This window comes from Coleofasciculus sp. E2-BRE-01, assembly GCF_040221695.1.
Classification (GTDB): domain Bacteria; phylum Cyanobacteriota; class Cyanobacteriia; order Cyanobacteriales; family Coleofasciculaceae; genus Coleofasciculus.
Genome location: NZ_JAVKEA010000118.1, coordinates 25473 through 41439 on the forward strand (window position 1 = coordinate 25473; position 15967 = coordinate 41439).

The 15967-nt window shown below is 45.6% G+C and carries 17 protein-coding genes and 1 pseudogene; 10 read left to right on the forward strand and 8 right to left on the reverse strand.

Annotation, left to right across the window (positions count from 1 at the left end; genetic code table 11):
- Window positions 1-14: 14 nt before the first annotated feature.
- The 3 genes from RIG66_RS14045 (at window position 15) to RIG66_RS14055 (ending at window position 2609) form a co-directional block, all read left to right on the forward strand.
- The gene (locus tag RIG66_RS14045; protein WP_446378956.1) at window positions 15-1850 is read left to right on the forward strand and encodes an N-acetylmuramoyl-L-alanine amidase; all 1836 of its coding nucleotides are present in this window, start codon (window positions 15-17) and stop codon (window positions 1848-1850) included.
- A 33-nt stretch (window positions 1851-1883) separates the two neighbouring features.
- Window positions 1884-2018 carry a hypothetical protein gene (locus RIG66_RS14050; protein ID WP_446378958.1) on the forward strand — a complete coding sequence of 45 codons (135 nt, stop codon included), beginning with the start codon at window positions 1884-1886 and terminating at the stop codon, window positions 2016-2018.
- Between the two features lie 123 nt (window positions 2019-2141).
- Window positions 2142-2609 (forward strand): DNA phosphorothioation-associated protein 4, encoded by a 468-nt coding sequence (locus tag RIG66_RS14055; protein WP_446343089.1) that lies wholly within the window; start codon window positions 2142-2144, stop codon window positions 2607-2609.
- 108 nt (window positions 2610-2717) lie between these two features.
- On the opposite strand, the gene RIG66_RS14060 is transcribed toward RIG66_RS14055, so the two are convergent.
- The 3 genes from RIG66_RS14060 to RIG66_RS14070 all read right to left on the reverse strand — a co-directional run bounded on the left by RIG66_RS14060 (window position 2718) and on the right by RIG66_RS14070 (window position 4514).
- Window positions 2718-3311, reverse strand: a complete 594-nt coding sequence (locus RIG66_RS14060) for a Uma2 family endonuclease (protein ID WP_446378960.1) — start codon at window positions 3309-3311, stop codon at window positions 2718-2720.
- Window positions 3312-3385: 74 nt separating this feature from the next.
- Window positions 3386-3979, reverse strand: a complete 594-nt coding sequence (locus RIG66_RS14065) for a Uma2 family endonuclease (protein WP_446378962.1) — start codon at window positions 3977-3979, stop codon at window positions 3386-3388.
- A 343-nt stretch (window positions 3980-4322) separates the two neighbouring features.
- Window positions 4323-4514 carry a hypothetical protein gene (locus tag RIG66_RS14070; RefSeq protein ID WP_446378964.1) on the reverse strand — a complete coding sequence of 64 codons (192 nt, stop codon included), beginning with the start codon at window positions 4512-4514 and terminating at the stop codon, window positions 4323-4325.
- Between the two features lie 183 nt (window positions 4515-4697).
- Here RIG66_RS14070 and RIG66_RS14075 point away from each other — a divergent pair, with 183 nt between their 5' ends.
- Together RIG66_RS14075 and RIG66_RS14080 are read left to right on the forward strand one after the other, a co-directional pair.
- Window positions 4698-4928, forward strand: coding sequence for a hypothetical protein (locus RIG66_RS14075; RefSeq protein WP_446378966.1), 231 nt, complete (start codon window positions 4698-4700; stop codon window positions 4926-4928).
- A complete protein-coding gene (locus tag RIG66_RS14080; RefSeq protein WP_446378984.1) occupies window positions 4925-5428 on the forward strand; it encodes a RipA family octameric membrane protein in 504 nt (167 codons plus the stop codon). Before RIG66_RS14075 ends, RIG66_RS14080 begins: the two co-directional genes overlap by 4 nt.
- 670 nt (window positions 5429-6098) lie before the next feature.
- Here the strand turns inward: RIG66_RS14080 and RIG66_RS14085 are convergent.
- Window positions 6099-7697, reverse strand: coding sequence for a DGQHR domain-containing protein (locus RIG66_RS14085; protein ID WP_446378968.1), 1599 nt, complete (start codon window positions 7695-7697; stop codon window positions 6099-6101).
- Window positions 7698-8074: 377 nt separating this feature from the next.
- On the opposite strand from RIG66_RS14085, the gene RIG66_RS14090 reads away from it, so the two are divergent.
- Together RIG66_RS14090 and dndB are read left to right on the forward strand one after the other, a co-directional pair.
- The gene (locus RIG66_RS14090; protein ID WP_446378970.1) at window positions 8075-8266 is read left to right on the forward strand and encodes a hypothetical protein; all 192 of its coding nucleotides are present in this window, start codon (window positions 8075-8077) and stop codon (window positions 8264-8266) included.
- Window positions 8267-8346: 80 nt separating this feature from the next.
- Complete coding sequence (gene dndB / locus RIG66_RS14095) at window positions 8347-9411, forward strand: DNA sulfur modification protein DndB (protein ID WP_446378972.1); 1065 nt, start codon at window positions 8347-8349, stop codon at window positions 9409-9411.
- Between the two features lie 10 nt (window positions 9412-9421).
- Here dndB and RIG66_RS14100 read toward each other — a convergent pair whose 3' ends face one another.
- Window positions 9422-10597, reverse strand: a complete 1176-nt coding sequence (locus RIG66_RS14100; RefSeq protein ID WP_446378974.1) for a DNA sulfur modification protein DndB — start codon at window positions 10595-10597, stop codon at window positions 9422-9424.
- Window positions 10598-10686: 89 nt separating this feature from the next.
- Here RIG66_RS14100 and dndC point away from each other — a divergent pair, with 89 nt between their 5' ends.
- The 3 genes from dndC (at window position 10687) to dndD (ending at window position 15109) form a co-directional block, all read left to right on the forward strand.
- A complete protein-coding gene (gene dndC / locus RIG66_RS14105) occupies window positions 10687-12306 on the forward strand; it encodes a DNA phosphorothioation system sulfurtransferase DndC (protein ID WP_446378976.1) in 1620 nt (539 codons plus the stop codon).
- A 65-nt stretch (window positions 12307-12371) separates the two neighbouring features.
- Window positions 12372-13013, forward strand: a complete 642-nt coding sequence (locus RIG66_RS14110; RefSeq protein ID WP_446378986.1) for a restriction endonuclease subunit R — start codon at window positions 12372-12374, stop codon at window positions 13011-13013.
- A 110-nt stretch (window positions 13014-13123) separates the two neighbouring features.
- A complete protein-coding gene (gene dndD, locus RIG66_RS14115) occupies window positions 13124-15109 on the forward strand; it encodes a DNA sulfur modification protein DndD (RefSeq protein WP_446378978.1) in 1986 nt (661 codons plus the stop codon).
- Window positions 15110-15371: 262 nt separating this feature from the next.
- Here the strand turns inward: dndD and RIG66_RS14120 are convergent, their stop codons facing one another.
- From RIG66_RS14120 to RIG66_RS14130, 3 genes and pseudogenes are all read right to left on the reverse strand, one after another.
- Window positions 15372-15545 carry a hypothetical protein gene (locus RIG66_RS14120; RefSeq protein ID WP_446378980.1) on the reverse strand — a complete coding sequence of 58 codons (174 nt, stop codon included), beginning with the start codon at window positions 15543-15545 and terminating at the stop codon, window positions 15372-15374.
- 85 nt (window positions 15546-15630) lie between these two features.
- Window positions 15631-15810, reverse strand: coding sequence for a hypothetical protein (locus tag RIG66_RS14125; RefSeq protein ID WP_446378982.1), 180 nt, complete (start codon window positions 15808-15810; stop codon window positions 15631-15633).
- 16 nt (window positions 15811-15826) lie between these two features.
- Window positions 15827-15967 (reverse strand): annotated as a pseudogene (locus tag RIG66_RS14130) (IS4-like element ISSysp3 family transposase); the annotation flags it as partial.

Here is a 15967-nt window from a genome sequence, read left to right on the forward strand (position 1 = left end):
GTGAGGGTAGGGGAATGAGGAAAATTCAGTGGCTACTGCTACTTATTAGCTTCTGGAGTACGTTTCTGGTTTCATTACCCGCAGAAGCCGCCAGACTTCTGCTGTGGCGATTTGATGCGAGTCAAAATCAACTGGAATTTACGACAGATGGTAGCGTTCAACCCACAGCCCAACTGATTCCTAATCCCCTACGCCTGGTTATCGATTTACCCGGTACGACGTTGGGACGCCCCAGCGTCAGCCAGCCTGTAGGGGGAGGGATTCGCGAAATTCGGGTGGGACAGTTTGACCGCCAGACGACGCGGATTGTGGTAGAAATTACACCGGGTTATACTATAGACCCGCAACAGATTCAATTTCGTGGGGCGTCACCGAGACAGTGGTTTGTACAACTTCCTGAACCGCAGCGGATAACCACACCCGCACCTCGTCCCCTACCGCCGACAACTCCTCCCCCCCAACCCGTACCTCGTCCCACACCACCGGAACCCTCTCCTGAGACAACAGAGTCAAGTGTGCAACTTGATCCGATTCAGGTGACACGGGATGGGTTTTTCATTCGCACCAATGACGGGGAAGCCCAAGAGATTCAGGTGGAACGAAGTCGCGATCGCGAAACCATTGAGTTTGAGGTGGACGGAATTACCCTACCCCCAGACTTACTGAATCAAACGGTGTCGGTGAATCGCTATGGGGTCAACCAAATTCAATTGTCCCAATCGTCGGGTTCATCCCCAACTCGGATCACGTTAAACGTGAATCGGGAGAGTCCCGACTGGCAGATGAATTATAGTTCTGTTGGCGGTTTGGTATTATTACCCAGAGGAGTTTCGGCGTCGCAGCTTGATGGCTTATCGCCGCGATCTGATCGGGAACCAACGGCGGCTACATCTCTCGCCACCATTGAATCGGTGGACATCGCCCAAAATGGCACTCAATTATTAATCCGGGCGAATGGACGGATTCGGGCGCGGGGAAATTGGAATCCCAGCGCCAACCAGTTCCAAATTACCATCCCAGATGCTCAACTGGCTGACCGAATTCAAGGACCTCAGCTAGGCGTGAATAGTCCATTATCCCAGGTGAGACTACGCCAGCCTGATTCGCGTACCGTGGTGATTGTGGTTCAACCGGATCGAAATACCCAAATTGGCGAACTCAATCAACCCAGCGATCAACTCTTAGCCCTATCCCTGCGACAGAGGAGAGTCACTTCACCGCCAACAGGTTCGCTTCCCGTACCGCCACCGGAACGATTACCGCCAGAGAGTTCACCGCCTCCGACTGTATTTCCTGGGGTTCGTAATAGTCGCGTTGTGGTGATGCTTGATCCGGGACATGGGGGCAAAGATCCCGGTGCTGTAGGGATTGGGGGCTTACAGGAGAAGAACGTGATTTTGCCCATTTCTCTCCAGGTTGCCGCCATTTTAGAACAACAGGGTGTGCAAACGATATTAACGCGATCGGATGACCGATTTATTAGCCTCAGAGGGCGAGTTCAACTGGCGGAACAAACCAATGTTGACCTATTTGTCAGTATTCACGCCAATGCAATTAGCCTGAGTCGTCCCGATGTGAATGGTGTGGAAACCTATTATTATGCCAATGGGCGAGGGCTAGCTGATGCGATTCAAAACAGTCTATTACAGAGTACCGGAATGCGGAATCGCGGGGTGAAACAAGGCAGATTTTATGTCATCCGACGCACCTCTATGCCTTCTGCGTTAGTGGAAGTGGGGTTTGTTACCGGGGCTGAGGATGCGCCGAGACTTGCCACACCAGAATTTCGCAGCCAAATTGCCCAGGCGATCGCACGGGGTATTTTACTCTACATTCAGCAAACCCAGTAGGGTGGTGGCTAGGGAGCCGTGTAGAGACGTAGCATGCTACGTCTTTTCGCTGGGGAAGCAGGGGAAGCAGGGGGAGCAGGGGGAGCAGGGGGAGCAGGGGGAGCAGGGGGAGCAATGTTCCAGACGAGCCATGGAACGTCTGTGTGTAGGGGCGGGTTTAGGGACTAATATTGATTGTTATCCCTAGCTTGGCTGCAAAACCCGCCCCGACCAAATGACAAATGACAAATGACGAATGACGAATGACGAATGACAAATGACGAATGACGAAAATAGGAGGATATCACGGGAATGGGTGTCAATCGCATCCGGATTGCCAAAGATCAAGCCGATTTAGTCAAAGCGTTAACCGCATCAACCGATACAACCGGACCCTTTCAAACGTATGCTGACGTTATCGCATTTGCAGCAGCGTTGGGGGTCAAGCGCAAGAAGCGATCGCCTCTGGGAACAATTGCCAAGAAAGAACCCGCACCGATTGGCTTAGAGATATTTGTGTCGAGGGGATATGACGCACTGATTAAACTTTTGGCGCTTGTCGAAACCAAAGATGCCAAGATTCTCTCCTCCTTTGACGCCAAAGCCGAGGAGGAACGGATTCATATTTTTGAAGAATATGCTAATGGCGGCTTACAAATATTACGAGACGAGTTGCGGGGGGCGGTGGATTATTCGGAGCGATTATTATTAGTTTTGAATGCACAACGGTTTAAACAAGAGGTTCCTGACGACGATTTTGATTTGACCAGATTTCTATAGCGGTTCCTAAATGCGTAGGGTTAACCCATACAAAGAGTGATGTAGGGGCACCATCCTTGCGCCTAAATAAAAAATGAGAAACGCTATAAAGTGGATTGAATTAGAAATTTAAGGATTCAGTATAACCGTTAAATCGAGGACAAATCCCGGTAACACATCTTCGCCTGAAAGTGTGGGTGGTGCATCAATAGAGAAATTGATCAGTTCGACATCAACGCCTGGTCGATAAATTTCCACTAGGGGAGTTTGAGGATCAATTAGCCAACCTAAACGAGCGCCATTATCCTGGTACTCTAACATTTTGGCACGTAAACTTTGAAGCGAATCGCTTTCAGAACGAAGTTCGATCACAAAGTCTGGACATAAGGGCGGAAAGCGTCGCCGTTGTTCAGGGGATAATGCTTCCCATCGTTCCAGAATTACCCAGGATACATCGGGACAACGTTTGGCATTATTGGGTAATCGAAATTCAGTGGACGAGTCAAACACTTTTCCCAGTCGGGTTTGCTCGTTCCAATTGTAAACTTTAGCCGTCAAACCTGCATTACTAATCCCACTTTCTCCACCTGTTGGGGGCATAATCATTAATTCTCCATCAGCGGTAAGTTCTAAGCGCCATTGTTCATTTGCCACACAAAGTTGATAAAATTGTTCGTCGGTTAAGCCGACGGTAGGGGGTACGTTCAGGGTTAGAGTGTCCATTTTTGTGCCAGCCAACTGAATTAATACTATTATCAGCGATGTCTAGGAGTAAATTATGCCTAATTCTGATCACTTTAAGGATTCAGTATTACCGTTAAATCAAGAACAAAACCCGGCAATACATCTTCGCCTGAAAGTGTGGGTGGTGCATCAATAGAAAAATTGATTTGTTCGACATCAACGAATGGTCGATAAATTTCCACTAGGGGAGTTTGAGGATCAATTAGCCAACCTAAACGGGCACCATTATCCCGGTACTCTAACATTTTGGCACGTAAACTTTGAAGCGAATCGCTTTCAGAACGAAGTTCAATTACAAAGTCTGGACATAAGGGCGGAAAACGTCGCCGTTGTTCAGGGGATAAGGCTTGCCATCTTTCCAGGATTACCCAGGATACATCGGGACAACGTTTGGCATTATTGGGTAATTGAAACTCCGTGGAGGAGTCGAACACTTTTCCCAGCCGGGTTCGACGATTCCACAGATTCAAATCTGTGGTCAAATCGGCATTTCTAATGCCACTTTCTCCACCTGTTGGGGGCATAATCATTAATTCTCCATCAGCGGTAAGTTCTAAACGCCATTGTTCATTTGCCACACAAAGTTGATAAAATTGCTCGTCGGTTAAGCCGACGGTAGGGGGTACGTTCAGGGTTAAAGTTTCCATCGCTGTGCTAGTCAACTGAATTAATTCTATTATCAGCGAGGTCTAGAGCAAAGCACCATTTTATCCTTTTTACGGTGGATAATCGTCTCAGTTATACCACGCGATCGCTTTACGCGAGTGATAAGAGGGTACGGCAATGTTCCCTACCCTAGATTAGGGATAATTGAATTCGGTAGGGGCACGATACTATCGTGCCCTGATCAGATGACTAAATCGACTTAAGCACACGTCTGTTGGGCGCACGTCGGTGCGCCCCTACAATGCTAATTTACCAATTAAGACCATTGAATCGGGCGCAAGTCTTTGCGCCCCTACGATTCATCAAATAAGGTGTGCTACGCCACTACCTTAAACTATCCCACAGTTCCCCAATTAGAATTAACACTTCAATCAATAACGCCAGATTGGGATAAAACAATCCAATCAAGAAGGGAATCAGAAACTTGATGATGATCATTAGCCATCGGTGGGAATTCAAGTGTTTGAACCCCTGGATTAACTGTTGAATCCATCGACAATTTTTGGTTGAACCCATAACCGAACCTTGAACGCTACAGTTCGATGAAATCGTCCGGTTGATAGCCGCAAGCAACAGGCTTGGGGTAAAGGCTTTAGAATAAAGACTAGGTTGGGAGTTCAATCACTTCCGGTTAGGGACAACACCTCCGGTTTTCCTGAAGTTGTTATCAAGTTTTACAGAACTCCCTGGGTTCAACGCATGACAGAGTATAGTAAGGGTCGAGTCGTTCAAGGGAATGCCAAGCGTTTATTGGCGGCGTTGCTGGATGTCGCTGATGGAACCTTAGAGAGGCAAAATCCCACCAAGAAACCTCTGACTGTTCGCCCTCAAACTGATCCGCCGAGATTGTTTGTCACTTGTACGATTCCCTCCCTGGTGGAATTGACCGAAAATGATCAGGCTGAGGGTGGGTTGACTCACAGCAGATAACTCAACCTTGCTTATCGGATGCAGCTAAAGAAAGTTACGGCGATAACTTTCAGGCACATCTATTAGACCAATACAAACTGTATGTAGAAATGGCTGACCGGATCAGTGCCAGAAGAGGTCAAACGAATAGCTTTTACATTTCCTTGCTGTCGGGGTGGTTGGCTTTTATTTCTATTGGCTTTAACAAAAGTCTCTTCGCAGGCTCTCAAAATGTGGTTCTGTTAGCCGTAGCCATTTTGGGACTTGTCTTGTGTTTCTTGTGGCATATTAACATCCGTTCCTATAAGCAGCTTAATTCAGCTAAGTTTAAAGTTATTCATGAGATAGAAAAATATTTGCCTTTGTCTTGTTATGCCACAGAAGCAGAAATATTAAATAAAGACCAAGATGATATTCAAAAATATTTGCGTTTGACTAACGTAGAAAAATACATTCCGCTTGTTATGTGTTTTCCCTATTTCGGTTTACTTATATACTCTTTTATTAATTTATTGAAATAATTATTTTTTTTGAAATTAGCACAATTTTAATCTTTCTACAGCTTTAACGGTGCAAGATGTACCTTATTAGTGGGTTACAGTGGATATCAAATCATAGGGGGGTTTCCTTAAGTTGTCGGTTGGAGTGACGCAGGAAACCCAACAAAATTAAAGGCTTTAATGGTGTAAGGGGTGCATTGTTGGTGGGTTACGGCGGATATCCCATTAAATGGCTATTTCCTGGATTTAATTCCGCCTAACCCACCCTACTCCTGATGATCATGAAGTTCGCAGAACTTACCTAGCTGTAGTTGGAAAGGCTGGCAAGAACATCATCGACATTGAATCTATTATCATCCAGCAGTGGCAATGGATTAGTCAGCAACAACGAGTTGAGCAATCTCTATGGACTGCATTCTTCCCTGTCCTATATCACCATGCCCAACCTCAAATAATTCAAGAAGCTGTCAATTTTGCTTTGCAGCAGTACCCGGACAATACAACCTACATTAGGGAGGGCGAGTCGATAAAAGTAATAAGTTTCCAATTAACAAGAGTGCAGCGACTGGCTACAAAGAAACCTTAGTAAAGGGCGACCCGATAAAATTGAGTGGACACCGTTGTTAATTGATGCAAGCGGGTCGCCCCTACCGTTACAATTACCCTTCAATTCCACACAATCTATCAGCATTCACAATACAGGCGGAAATCCTACATCTCTGGGCTTGACAAACTTACCATTAAACCCAACGGCTTTCCCTTCAATTGTTCTGGCTTCGGCTAATTCTCGCCGCAGTTCTGCCTTTTCCATTCCATCCTCTGTCCCCGCAATGATATAAATCAGTAATCGGGCGGCTAAATCTCGTCCTGATACCATGATCCGCTTTTTATTCGGGTCAAATAACACCCCATACCACAGGGATTGGGGCGTCTCCATCTGACTAAATCCCCCTTCGGCGTCGTATTTACTGAGTTTTTTAAATACCGTTTTTAGCGATAACTTTTTCTGAAATACCACAATTCCTAACGCTTGGGTAAAGGCAATTTGCCCGACGGGACGGAAGAGGATATTCCCCTCACCGCCATTTTTCTCAAAGCTGAAACGGCGTAACTGGGGGGTTTCTTCTCCTTGGTCTAACCGTTGATAACTGGGTAAGCTGGCTAGGTGGTCAAAAAATTGATTAAAGCTGTCAATTCCCGCTTCTAATTCCTCATCATCGGGACGCATCGGGATTAATCCTTTTTTCTCCGGCGGTTTCCAGTGGGGAAATTGATGGTCTAGATACCGTTGAGACATTTCATTTAACGCCTGGAGGGTGGTTAATACGGTGGATTTGGCGGCGACGGTGGCGCTATCCCAATTAACACGGGGGTTGCGTCCAGGGACTTCTTTTAATAAGGGATGGTTGACGGCAATTTTCCGGGCGACGATGGAAAAGCCGTCATTTTCATTTAATAGGGCGAGTTGTCCTTTACTTAAGCGTAATGCCATTAAGTTGACGTGGACGAAAATAGACCGGACGCGCCGTCTTGCGGCTTCTCGGGTTTCGCCTTTGGCGACGGCGGGGATGAATTCAATGCCGATTTTTTCCTGGGCGAGGCGTTGTAAGTAGGCGGGGTCGAGTTGGTATTCGTCGATTAGGTCGTCTATGGTGATTACACTGCCCACGGGTTTCTTGTTTTTGTTGTAACGTTGCAGTCTCCCAGTTTTGAGTAACGTCATTAGTCCCTGGACACCCATGAGTCGGTGTTGACCATCGAGGGCGAAGATAGACACGGAAGGGGAGACATCGATGAGTCCCACGGTTTGGCTTTGGTCAAGAGGAATGAAGTCCGCCGCCGACTGGCGGGCGCGTCCTTGTTTATCCCATTCTTTGGCTTTGGGATTGTCTACCCAGGTGGGGCTGTGAACGACGAGAACGGCGGGGAATTTGTGGGCTTGGCGGGCGGCGAGGTATTGGGTGAGGGGGGCTTGACGCGACCAGTCGAGGGGACGTTGCAGGATTTCATCGACGGTTTCTTCATCCCGGATGACGTTATCGGTTTGGGGGTCGAATTTTTGCCGGAATAGGGGGAGTTGGGAGGCGAAGCGGACGCGGCTATCTAACCATTCGAGGGTGACAGACCCGATAAAGGCTTCGGTACTCCCCATCTGGGTTTTTTGGACAAGAAGGCGATCGCTTCTGGCTAAATGGCGATCCAATAGCAGGGCTAGCGCCTGTCGATCCTGGCTGTCTTGTTCCAGGATTTGGCTGGCGATGTCTGCTTTTGGCTTGTCGGGGCTACTCATCGGTTTTATAATATTTTAGTCTGTTTTTAAAAATAACTGATTTAATATTTTTATGTCAAATGGGTTTTTAAAAACTAAAATTGTGCCATACTGAGGTTAGGGGGAATGTCACTGACTTTAGAGTTCGTAGTAAGCGCTTAAGCGCTTCTGGCACTTTAGTGCCTACTACGAACCCAGCTTAAGTCAGTGCCATTCAGGTTAGGGGGGTATTCCAGAGTCATCTTTGGATCACCAGAGGACTATCCCTAATGCATCAACGAAATACCCGTGAGGGCATGTAGGGGCGGGTTTAGGAACTAGCGCTAGCTTGTGACCGATAAATGAACAACAAAACCCGCCCTGACCCAAAATTGGAGTGATTAAAATGAGTGATTAAAATGAGTGATTCAGTAAAGGTTTTAGATCCGACTTCTATCGAGGCGTATCGGACACGAGTGCAATTCCTTGCAGGTGAGTTTAAAGCTGCAAAAAATCAAGTTTCTCGTGTGAATATTGCCTTAATGTTAGCGGATGCAGCAACAACATTAGCACGGCTGGAACACGATGAGTTACAAAATCAAAATTCCTAATCAGTCAATCAATGTAAATCAACCCAACTCTATTTTTTTTCGTCACGATTACTAAAACTATGACAAAGGACGAATGACAAATGACCAATGACCAAGGACTAATTCCTTCCTTCGAGTACGTTTTACCCGCCATCCGAGGGATTCAAGCGGGACGGGAATATTATGTGTCGATGTGTCCAGTGCGATTTATTCCTAAGCTGTTTGCGAGGGAGGATGAAGAGAATCCGCCGGATCAGAGAGTGGCGCGATCTCTAAATTCTAAACGAGTCCCAGATATTGCCAACTATATATTGAATAATCCGGATAATTATACCGTTTCCGCGATTACCGCCGCCATTGACGCTGATATTAATTTTGAACCCATTGGATCAGAGAAAGAAGGGCGAAAAATGGGGCGCTTACGAGTTCCCATGGATGCGCGGTTTCAGATTACCGATGGACAGCATCGCTGCGCGGTGTTTGAGTGGGCGCTGAAGCAAAATCCGGCGTTGGGGTATGAGACAGTGGCGGTTATTTTAGTGTTGGATATTGGCTTGCGCTATACCCAGCAGATGTTTTTGGATCTCAACCGTTATGGGGTTCATCCCGATGCTTCCCTGGCGATTCTCTATGATCATCGCCATCCCCAAGCAACTGTAGTCAAAGCAGTGATTAGAAATATTAATGTGTTCCGAACCCTAACCGATAGGGAACATCGGACATTACCCGTGCGATCGGGGAAGCTATTTACGCTGCATACCCTCTATAATGCTACGTCTATGCTGTTGGCGGATTGGCAGACGGCTGACTTGGAACAGCAGATTGATTTGGCAATCCGGTATTGGCAAACTGTGAGTTATTGTATTCCAGATTGGGAGGCGGTGAGACAACGGACTGTAAGCGCCAGGGAGATGCGCCAGGATTATGTTCATAGTCACGCGATCGCACTTTTAGGATTGGGGGCGGTAGGGTCAGTGTTACTCTCGGTTTATCCGAATAGCTGGGAGGAACGGTTGCAGGAATTGCGGCGGATTGATTGGTCGCGTTCTAATCCCGATTGGGAGGGGCGAATTATGGTCAAGGGTCAGATTTCGCGATCGCGAACCAGTGTCGGGCGCATGGTGGCTTATTTGAAAGGATATTTGGGTTTACCGTTAACAAAATGATCACCACTATTTACATCCAAGCTAATTTTGCCTTAGCTACACTCACCGCTATTCTGATCGGGCTGGCACTGGCTGAGATTTTGTAAGGTTTAGATGGGTTTTTGGGATTGGGGTCTTTTTTGATAATATTTCCCTGCCAAAGTTCACTGGCTGTTGACCAATCCAGTTGGGCAAGTTGTAATACTTTTGCAGTGTCAAATGTATAGATACCTCGGTTCAATGTTAAGTAGAGCAAGCGTCCAAGAATGTCTAGTCCAACACTCCTACCTAAAATACAGTCTTCTTTGAATGTAGCAATGTCTTCAACAGTCAAGTCATCAACATTAGTTTCACAAATGTATTGTGTTTGACTGCATTCTGAGAAAAACTGATTGAGGCAACTCGCTAAGGCTTCAGAGGCTTGATCAACGTTATGTTCTTTCAGAGCATGATTTGGATCATTACTAAAGGCACAACTTACTAATTTAGCTATATAATTCGTTGTGTAAATTAATTTCTTTTTTGTAGATGGAGAATTTTTAATGCGTTCTGTCTTATCTTCAAACATGGAAACTTGCTCGATTAAATTCTTGGTAATGCCAACTGTACCTTCAAATTCACCAAAGGACAAAAGTAGAGATTTATCCAATGCTTTAGTTTGAGCCATATCTCTAAAATCAGTCTGGCATTGTCTAAAATCACCCTCTAAAACCAGCGTTATGGGAAAATCATTATCCGCAACTGACTCGCCATCAGGACTTTCTATGAGTTCGTGAATTGCACGCTTGCGATGCTGTCCATCCGTAACATCTAACTTAACACCACGAGGAATAATGACTAGACAAATTCCCCTTCCCAATTCGATTACCTCAATCTTCTCTGGATCAACATTGGCGGTTAGGGTTCCGACAATCCAGGGTTTGCCTTTACCAATACGATTGAGGATATAGTGTTTAATTTCATCAGTATGTCCTTTTACCTCTGGACGATTTTTACCCGAATCAGGATTGTTATCCGTGGAGGGTTTAGCTTGAAGCAGAGTAGGCAAATCATCGGCAGGAACGTTAATCTGGATCATTTGACGCTTGCCCTGCCGGAAAATCAGCCCAGGATAGCACTTTTGACGGTGATGCTTGGCAAAGTACGGCTCAAGCACTTCATCAAGCCGCTGATTGGATTCAGACTCGAGGAGGTTGTAATCAGACATATAAACCAATAAAATCAGTGAAACCTTATATATCTATTCTAATTATGTCTCGCTGGAAACGGAAACCGGGAAAATACGGACTTTGAACTATGACACAAGCCCATCAGACTTCTCTCTTCCCACCACGTACTGTGGCTGAGTTAGTGGAAGATATACAGAAGCTAACAGCAGAAATCCAAGATTTATACTGTCAAGATGAAATACCCTTCGTTATTGGCTGGAGTGGCGGGAAAGATAGCACAACCGTATTACAGTTAATCTGGAACGCGATCGCCGCATTGCCACCGGAAAAACGGAGGAAAAAGATTTACGTGATCACAACAGATACGCGGGTAGAAAATCCGATTGTCTCTACCTGGGTTCGTAAATCCTTGGAACGAATGAAGCAGGCGGCAAAAGAGCAAGAAATGCCGATAGAACCCCATTTGCTCTATCCGAAAACTGAACAAACATTTTGGGTAAACTTAATTGGCAAAGGATATCCAGCACCACGCAACCAATTTCGTTGGTGTACCGAACGTCTGAAAATTCATCCGGCTAACCATTTTATCCGTGAAGTCGTTCGCATGAATGGTGAAACAATTCTGGTTTTGGGTACTCGTAAAGCAGAAAGTGCTAAACGTGCTGCCACAATGGAAAAGTATCAAGCAGGTAGACTTCGCGATCGCCTCAGCCCTAATGGGAGTTTACCCAACTCTCTGATTTACTCTCCGATTGAAGATTGGCGCAACGATGAAGTGTGGCTTTATTTGATGCAGTGGCAAAATCCTTGGGGTAATAATAATAAAGACTTATTCTCCATGTATCAGGGCGCAACAGCCGATAATGAATGTCCTTTAGTGGTTGATACCTCAACGCCTAGCTGTGGGGATTCCCGGTTTGGTTGTTGGGTTTGCACCATGGTAAATAAAGATAAGTCCATGGAGGCAATGATCCAAAATGATGAGGAGAAAGAGTGGATGCAGCCTCTGCTGGATATTCGCAACGATTTGGATATTAAAGACGATCACGATAAGAGAGACTTCCGCCGTATTTACGGTAAAGTCGAACTCTTTGAACGCAATGTTGATGGTGAAATCTCAGTTAAACCGATTCATGGTCCCTATACGAAATACTGGCGGGAACATTGGTTAAGACGAGTTTTAGAAGCCCAAACCCATGTCCGGAATACTGCACCCCCAGAGATGCGCGACATCACTCTGATTACTCCAGAGGAACTTAGTGAAATTCGCCGTATCTGGTTAGAAGAAAAGCATGAATTTGACGATAGCTTACCTCGTATCTATGAAGAGGTTACAGGCGAACCCTTCCAAGATTCCCGCCCTAGCGCCGAACGCAAACTTTTAGGGACTGATGAATGGACAGTCTTAGAAGAAATCTGTGATGCGGATGAAATGCATCTGGAACTTATGGCAAAACTTCTAGACACTGAACGCCAATATCATACTAAATCCCGACGGGGTATTTATGAAAGCCTGGAAAAATGCTTTAATAGCAGTTCTCGTTCTAGAGAAGACGCGATTGACCACGCCCATTATCAGCGACATCTGAAAAATACGGTTCAAGATATCAAACAGGATTTATCGGACGTTCACGAATTGAGACAGGTTTGGGATAAGCCGAAGCAAGAGACATCTAAACAGCTATCCTGGGCGAGTTTGAAATTCCCTGAACCCGATTCCGAGAATACTGAAGATGTAGATGGATAGCAAAAACATTGTAGAGACGTTGCATGAACGTCTCTATAATCGGTGTTCACATTCTATTTTGGGTTATGGTGCAAACAATTCTAGCGAGAACGATTACTTTACATGACCTGGAAACTAAATTTGGTCTTACATTTATTGAAGATGATCAGTTTTTCCGGGAATGGCAAGATGATTTACCCGATATTACCGACTCAGACAAGCAACGCCTTGACCGAGTAAAAGCTAGCTATATTCATTTACTCAAATATCCACCTCTGCTAGAAAACACGGTCAAAATGGTCATCCTGTCTCCTTTTCTGGATTTGGCGGGATTTTATTTACCGCCATTCCATATAAAATCCGAAAAATCGGTCGAAATTGCGGCTGATGACGGTGACATTAAAGTTAGGGGAGATATTGATGTCTTAGCTTTAGGGGAACAGGTGTGGATTGCAGTGATTGAATCTAAACAAGCCGCATTCTCACTAGAGGTAGGTATGCCACAAATCCTAGCCTATATGCTAGCTAATCCCACAGCAGACACGCCAACTTATGGACTGATCACGAATGGCAGTAATTTTATTTTCCTGAAACTGGCGAACCGAGAAACACCACAGTACGCTTTGTCTCGATTATTTTATATCCTTAATCCGGGAAATGACTTGTATAATGTGTTGCGAATTTTAAAACATCTCGCTTCGTTCGTAGTAGGCACTTTAGTGCCATAAGCGCTAAAGCGCTTACTACAAACTTACGACAAATACTTAAGTTAGTGACATTTATATTAGATTGAAGATTATCCCTGATTTTATACCCCCGTCCACATTAGCCCCTGACTATGATATTTCTGGAACTCGCCCTGCAAAACTTTGGTCCCTATCAAGGGCGACAAGTCATCAACCTCCGTCCCAAAACCACTAATTCTACCCATCCGATTATTCTATTTGGCGGGATGAATGGGGGTGGAAAAACCACCCTGATGGACGCCATTCGCCTCACTCTCTACGGTTCCCGCGCCCAATGTTCCACTAGGGGGAATTTAAGCTATAGTGATTTTCTCAATCAATGCGTTAACCGTAACACTCCCCCCACAGAAAAAACCCGTATTGAATTAGCCTTTGAAGTCGTAGAAGAGGATAAACCTAGGATTCTCAGAATTGTTCGCTATTGGACAAAAGACCCCAAAGATGGGAAAGACAGTTTGGGTATTTTAGTCGATGAAGAGTGGCCCGATAAAGCCCTGGCAAATACCTGGGATGACTATATCGAAAATCTGCTTCCCTTGGGTATCTCCAACCTGTTTCTCTTTGATGGGGAACAAGTCAAAGAACTCGCGGAACTGGAAACCCCACCTCCTCTAGTGGTGAGTGCGATTCAATCCCTGCTTGGGTTGGAATTGGCTGAACGCTTGTCCACAGATTTAGATATTCTGGCTAGTCGCAAGCGCCGGGATATTGCCAATCAGAAAGAACTGGAAACCTTAGATAATATTGAAGCCAAACTTATTGACCAAAAAGAAAAACAGGAGGCGGCGCAACAAGACTTAAGCGCCCTAAAATCTAAACTGGACTATGCGGCAAAAGAACAGCAGTTAGCCTCGGATAAATTTGTCTCCGAAGGTGGTAAACTTGCCAGCGAACGTAGTCAACTGGAAGCCCAATCGGAAATACTGATTGAACAAGCAAATCAGGTGCGTCAAGAAATGCGAGACTTGGCGGCGGGTGTGCTTCCCTTGTCTCTGATTTCTCCGCTATTGGAACAAGCGAAAGCCCAAGCCGAACAGGAACAAAGACAGCACCAAGTTAAACTGACGCGGGATGTGTTAAAAGAACGGGATACTCGGTTAATTCAGTATATTAAAAAGATTTCCTTGACACCTAAGCGAGTCAATCAGATTCAATCGTTTCTAGAGAGTGACAACCAAGAACTGGATCAAGAAATTGCTGCCCAAGAGGAACCATGGTTATTGGCAGATGAAGCCGCTATCACTCGCCTAGAAACCCTGCTGAACTATGAACTTTCAACCGCCCAAACCAACGCCCAAAGCCAACGAGAACGTCTGCAAACCCTAGAAACTGAAATCGATGCTTTAGAACGGCAAATTGCTACGGCTGCATCGCCTGAAGCCTACAATACCCTGAAACAGGCATTTACTGACGCCCAAAATCAAGTGGTTAAGGTTAAAGCGGCTTACGAAAATGCCTTTCGCCGTTGTGAGGAAATCAAGAACCAAATTGCCAAAACGAAAAAAGAGTTGGAAACTTATGCGGATGAAACGATTAAACTGAAAAATAATCAGCATATTATTAATTCTATTGCCAAGGTGCAAACCACATTAGAATTATTTCGAGAGAAATTAACTCTGAAAAAACTCAACAAACTGGAAATAGAAGTTACCGAATGCTTCCGTTATCTGCTGCATAAATCAGACTTAGTTCACCGCGTCGCTATTGACACCCAAAGCTTTAGCCTGTCTCTGTATGATCCGGAAGGACAACCAATTCCCAAACACCGTCTCTCTGCGGGGGAAAAACAACTGTTAGCGATTTCCTTTCTCTGGGGACTCGCCCGTGTTTCTGGACGCCAGCTTCCGGTAGCGATTGATACACCGTTAGGACGGTTAGATTCCTCTCACCGGAGTAATTTAGTGGAACGGTATTTTCCCACGGCGTCTCATCAAGTTATCCTGTTATCCACGGATACTGAGATTGGACAAACTGAGGTAAAACGCCTGCGCGAATTAGACGCCATTGCCCAAGAGTATTGCCTGAATTATGACCCCAAAGAACGGCAAACGATTGTGGAACCGGGTTATTTTTGGTAAGGATTAGGGGAGAATGGGTTGGGGTGGTTTCGCGATACGTTCTGTCGAACAGGCTTCGCCAACGCCTTTTCCCGGCTAGATTAACTAGAAGGGAATCCGATCCCCATTCTCCCCAGCGAGGGAGAAGGGGTTAGGGGATGAGGGGGAAAATTGAGAAGATTAGGCAGACACCGCTTAAAAACTTGTCAGTATTAGTTTGCACCTTAAGTTGACACCAATGCAGGTTCTTGCGCCCCCACACCCTACACCCCTACACCCGCCGTTATTTGGCATCTCCGGGTTTTTTTAATGTCGCCAAATATTTACTCAGCGCTTCTGCTAACTCTTGTTCTGGGGATTGCTTTTTCGCTGGAGGTTTTTTCTTCGGTGCAAAGCCACCAAAGAACCACATCCAAAACAAGGCATACATTGCAATTATTACAAAACCAGACATCATAACAATAAATCCTAAAAGACACTCGTGAAACAAGTCTGCTGAAATTCTTCGCGATAGAATAAATTCTATCCGGATAAAAAGTCAGCTAGTTAGCACCCTCTTTTAGCGATTTCAATACAATTTTATCCTCTATTATTTCAATAGTCTGGTTTTCTACCTGAATTTGGGGATTGAATCCAGTTCTTAAAACCTCAACCTCAGGCGCTGTCCCGGATTGAACCGTCATCACCACAATAAAGCGATCGCGCCCTGTGGCTTGAATCATTCCCCCCGTCTCACTGCTACGGTGTACACACAAGTGGAGTCTGAGCAAGTTTCCACCCCAGGAAAAGCGACTCAAACTTCCGCAAACCCTTGACGAGAGTGGGCATTCCTGGAGGACGTTGGGAACGATAACCCGACCATCCTCCCAGGCGTGCAAT

Bases quoted from the DNA above. Each gene is read 5' to 3' on its own strand.
- RIG66_RS14065 (WP_446378962.1), bottom strand. From the start codon at position 3,979: ATGGAAACTTTAACCCTGAACGTACCCCCTACCGTCGGCTTAACCGAC.
- dndD (WP_446378978.1), top strand. From the start codon at position 13,124: ATGATATTTCTGGAACTCGCCCTGCAAAACTTTGGTCCCTATCAAGGG.
- RIG66_RS14060 (WP_446378960.1), bottom strand. From the start codon at position 3,311: ATGGACACTCTAACCCTGAACGTACCCCCTACCGTCGGCTTAACCGAC.
- RIG66_RS14110 (WP_446378986.1), top strand. From the start codon at position 12,372: ATGGTGCAAACAATTCTAGCGAGAACGATTACTTTACATGACCTGGAA.
- dndC (WP_446378976.1), top strand. From the start codon at position 10,687: ATGACACAAGCCCATCAGACTTCTCTCTTCCCACCACGTACTGTGGCT.
- RIG66_RS14090 (WP_446378970.1), top strand. From the start codon at position 8,075: ATGAGTGATTCAGTAAAGGTTTTAGATCCGACTTCTATCGAGGCGTAT.
- dndB (WP_446378972.1), top strand. From the start codon at position 8,347: ATGACCAATGACCAAGGACTAATTCCTTCCTTCGAGTACGTTTTACCC.
- RIG66_RS14120 (WP_446378980.1), bottom strand. From the start codon at position 15,545: ATGATGTCTGGTTTTGTAATAATTGCAATGTATGCCTTGTTTTGGATG.
- RIG66_RS14055 (WP_446343089.1), top strand. From the start codon at position 2,142: ATGGGTGTCAATCGCATCCGGATTGCCAAAGATCAAGCCGATTTAGTC.
- RIG66_RS14085 (WP_446378968.1), bottom strand. From the start codon at position 7,697: ATGAGTAGCCCCGACAAGCCAAAAGCAGACATCGCCAGCCAAATCCTG.
- RIG66_RS14100 (WP_446378974.1), bottom strand. From the start codon at position 10,597: ATGTCTGATTACAACCTCCTCGAGTCTGAATCCAATCAGCGGCTTGAT.
- RIG66_RS14075 (WP_446378966.1), top strand. From the start codon at position 4,698: ATGACAGAGTATAGTAAGGGTCGAGTCGTTCAAGGGAATGCCAAGCGT.
- RIG66_RS14125 (WP_446378982.1), bottom strand. From the start codon at position 15,810: ATGATTCAAGCCACAGGGCGCGATCGCTTTATTGTGGTGATGACGGTT.
- RIG66_RS14045 (WP_446378956.1), top strand. From the start codon at position 15: ATGAGGAAAATTCAGTGGCTACTGCTACTTATTAGCTTCTGGAGTACG.
- RIG66_RS14050 (WP_446378958.1), top strand. From the start codon at position 1,884: ATGCTACGTCTTTTCGCTGGGGAAGCAGGGGAAGCAGGGGGAGCAGGG.
- RIG66_RS14070 (WP_446378964.1), bottom strand. From the start codon at position 4,514: ATGGGTTCAACCAAAAATTGTCGATGGATTCAACAGTTAATCCAGGGG.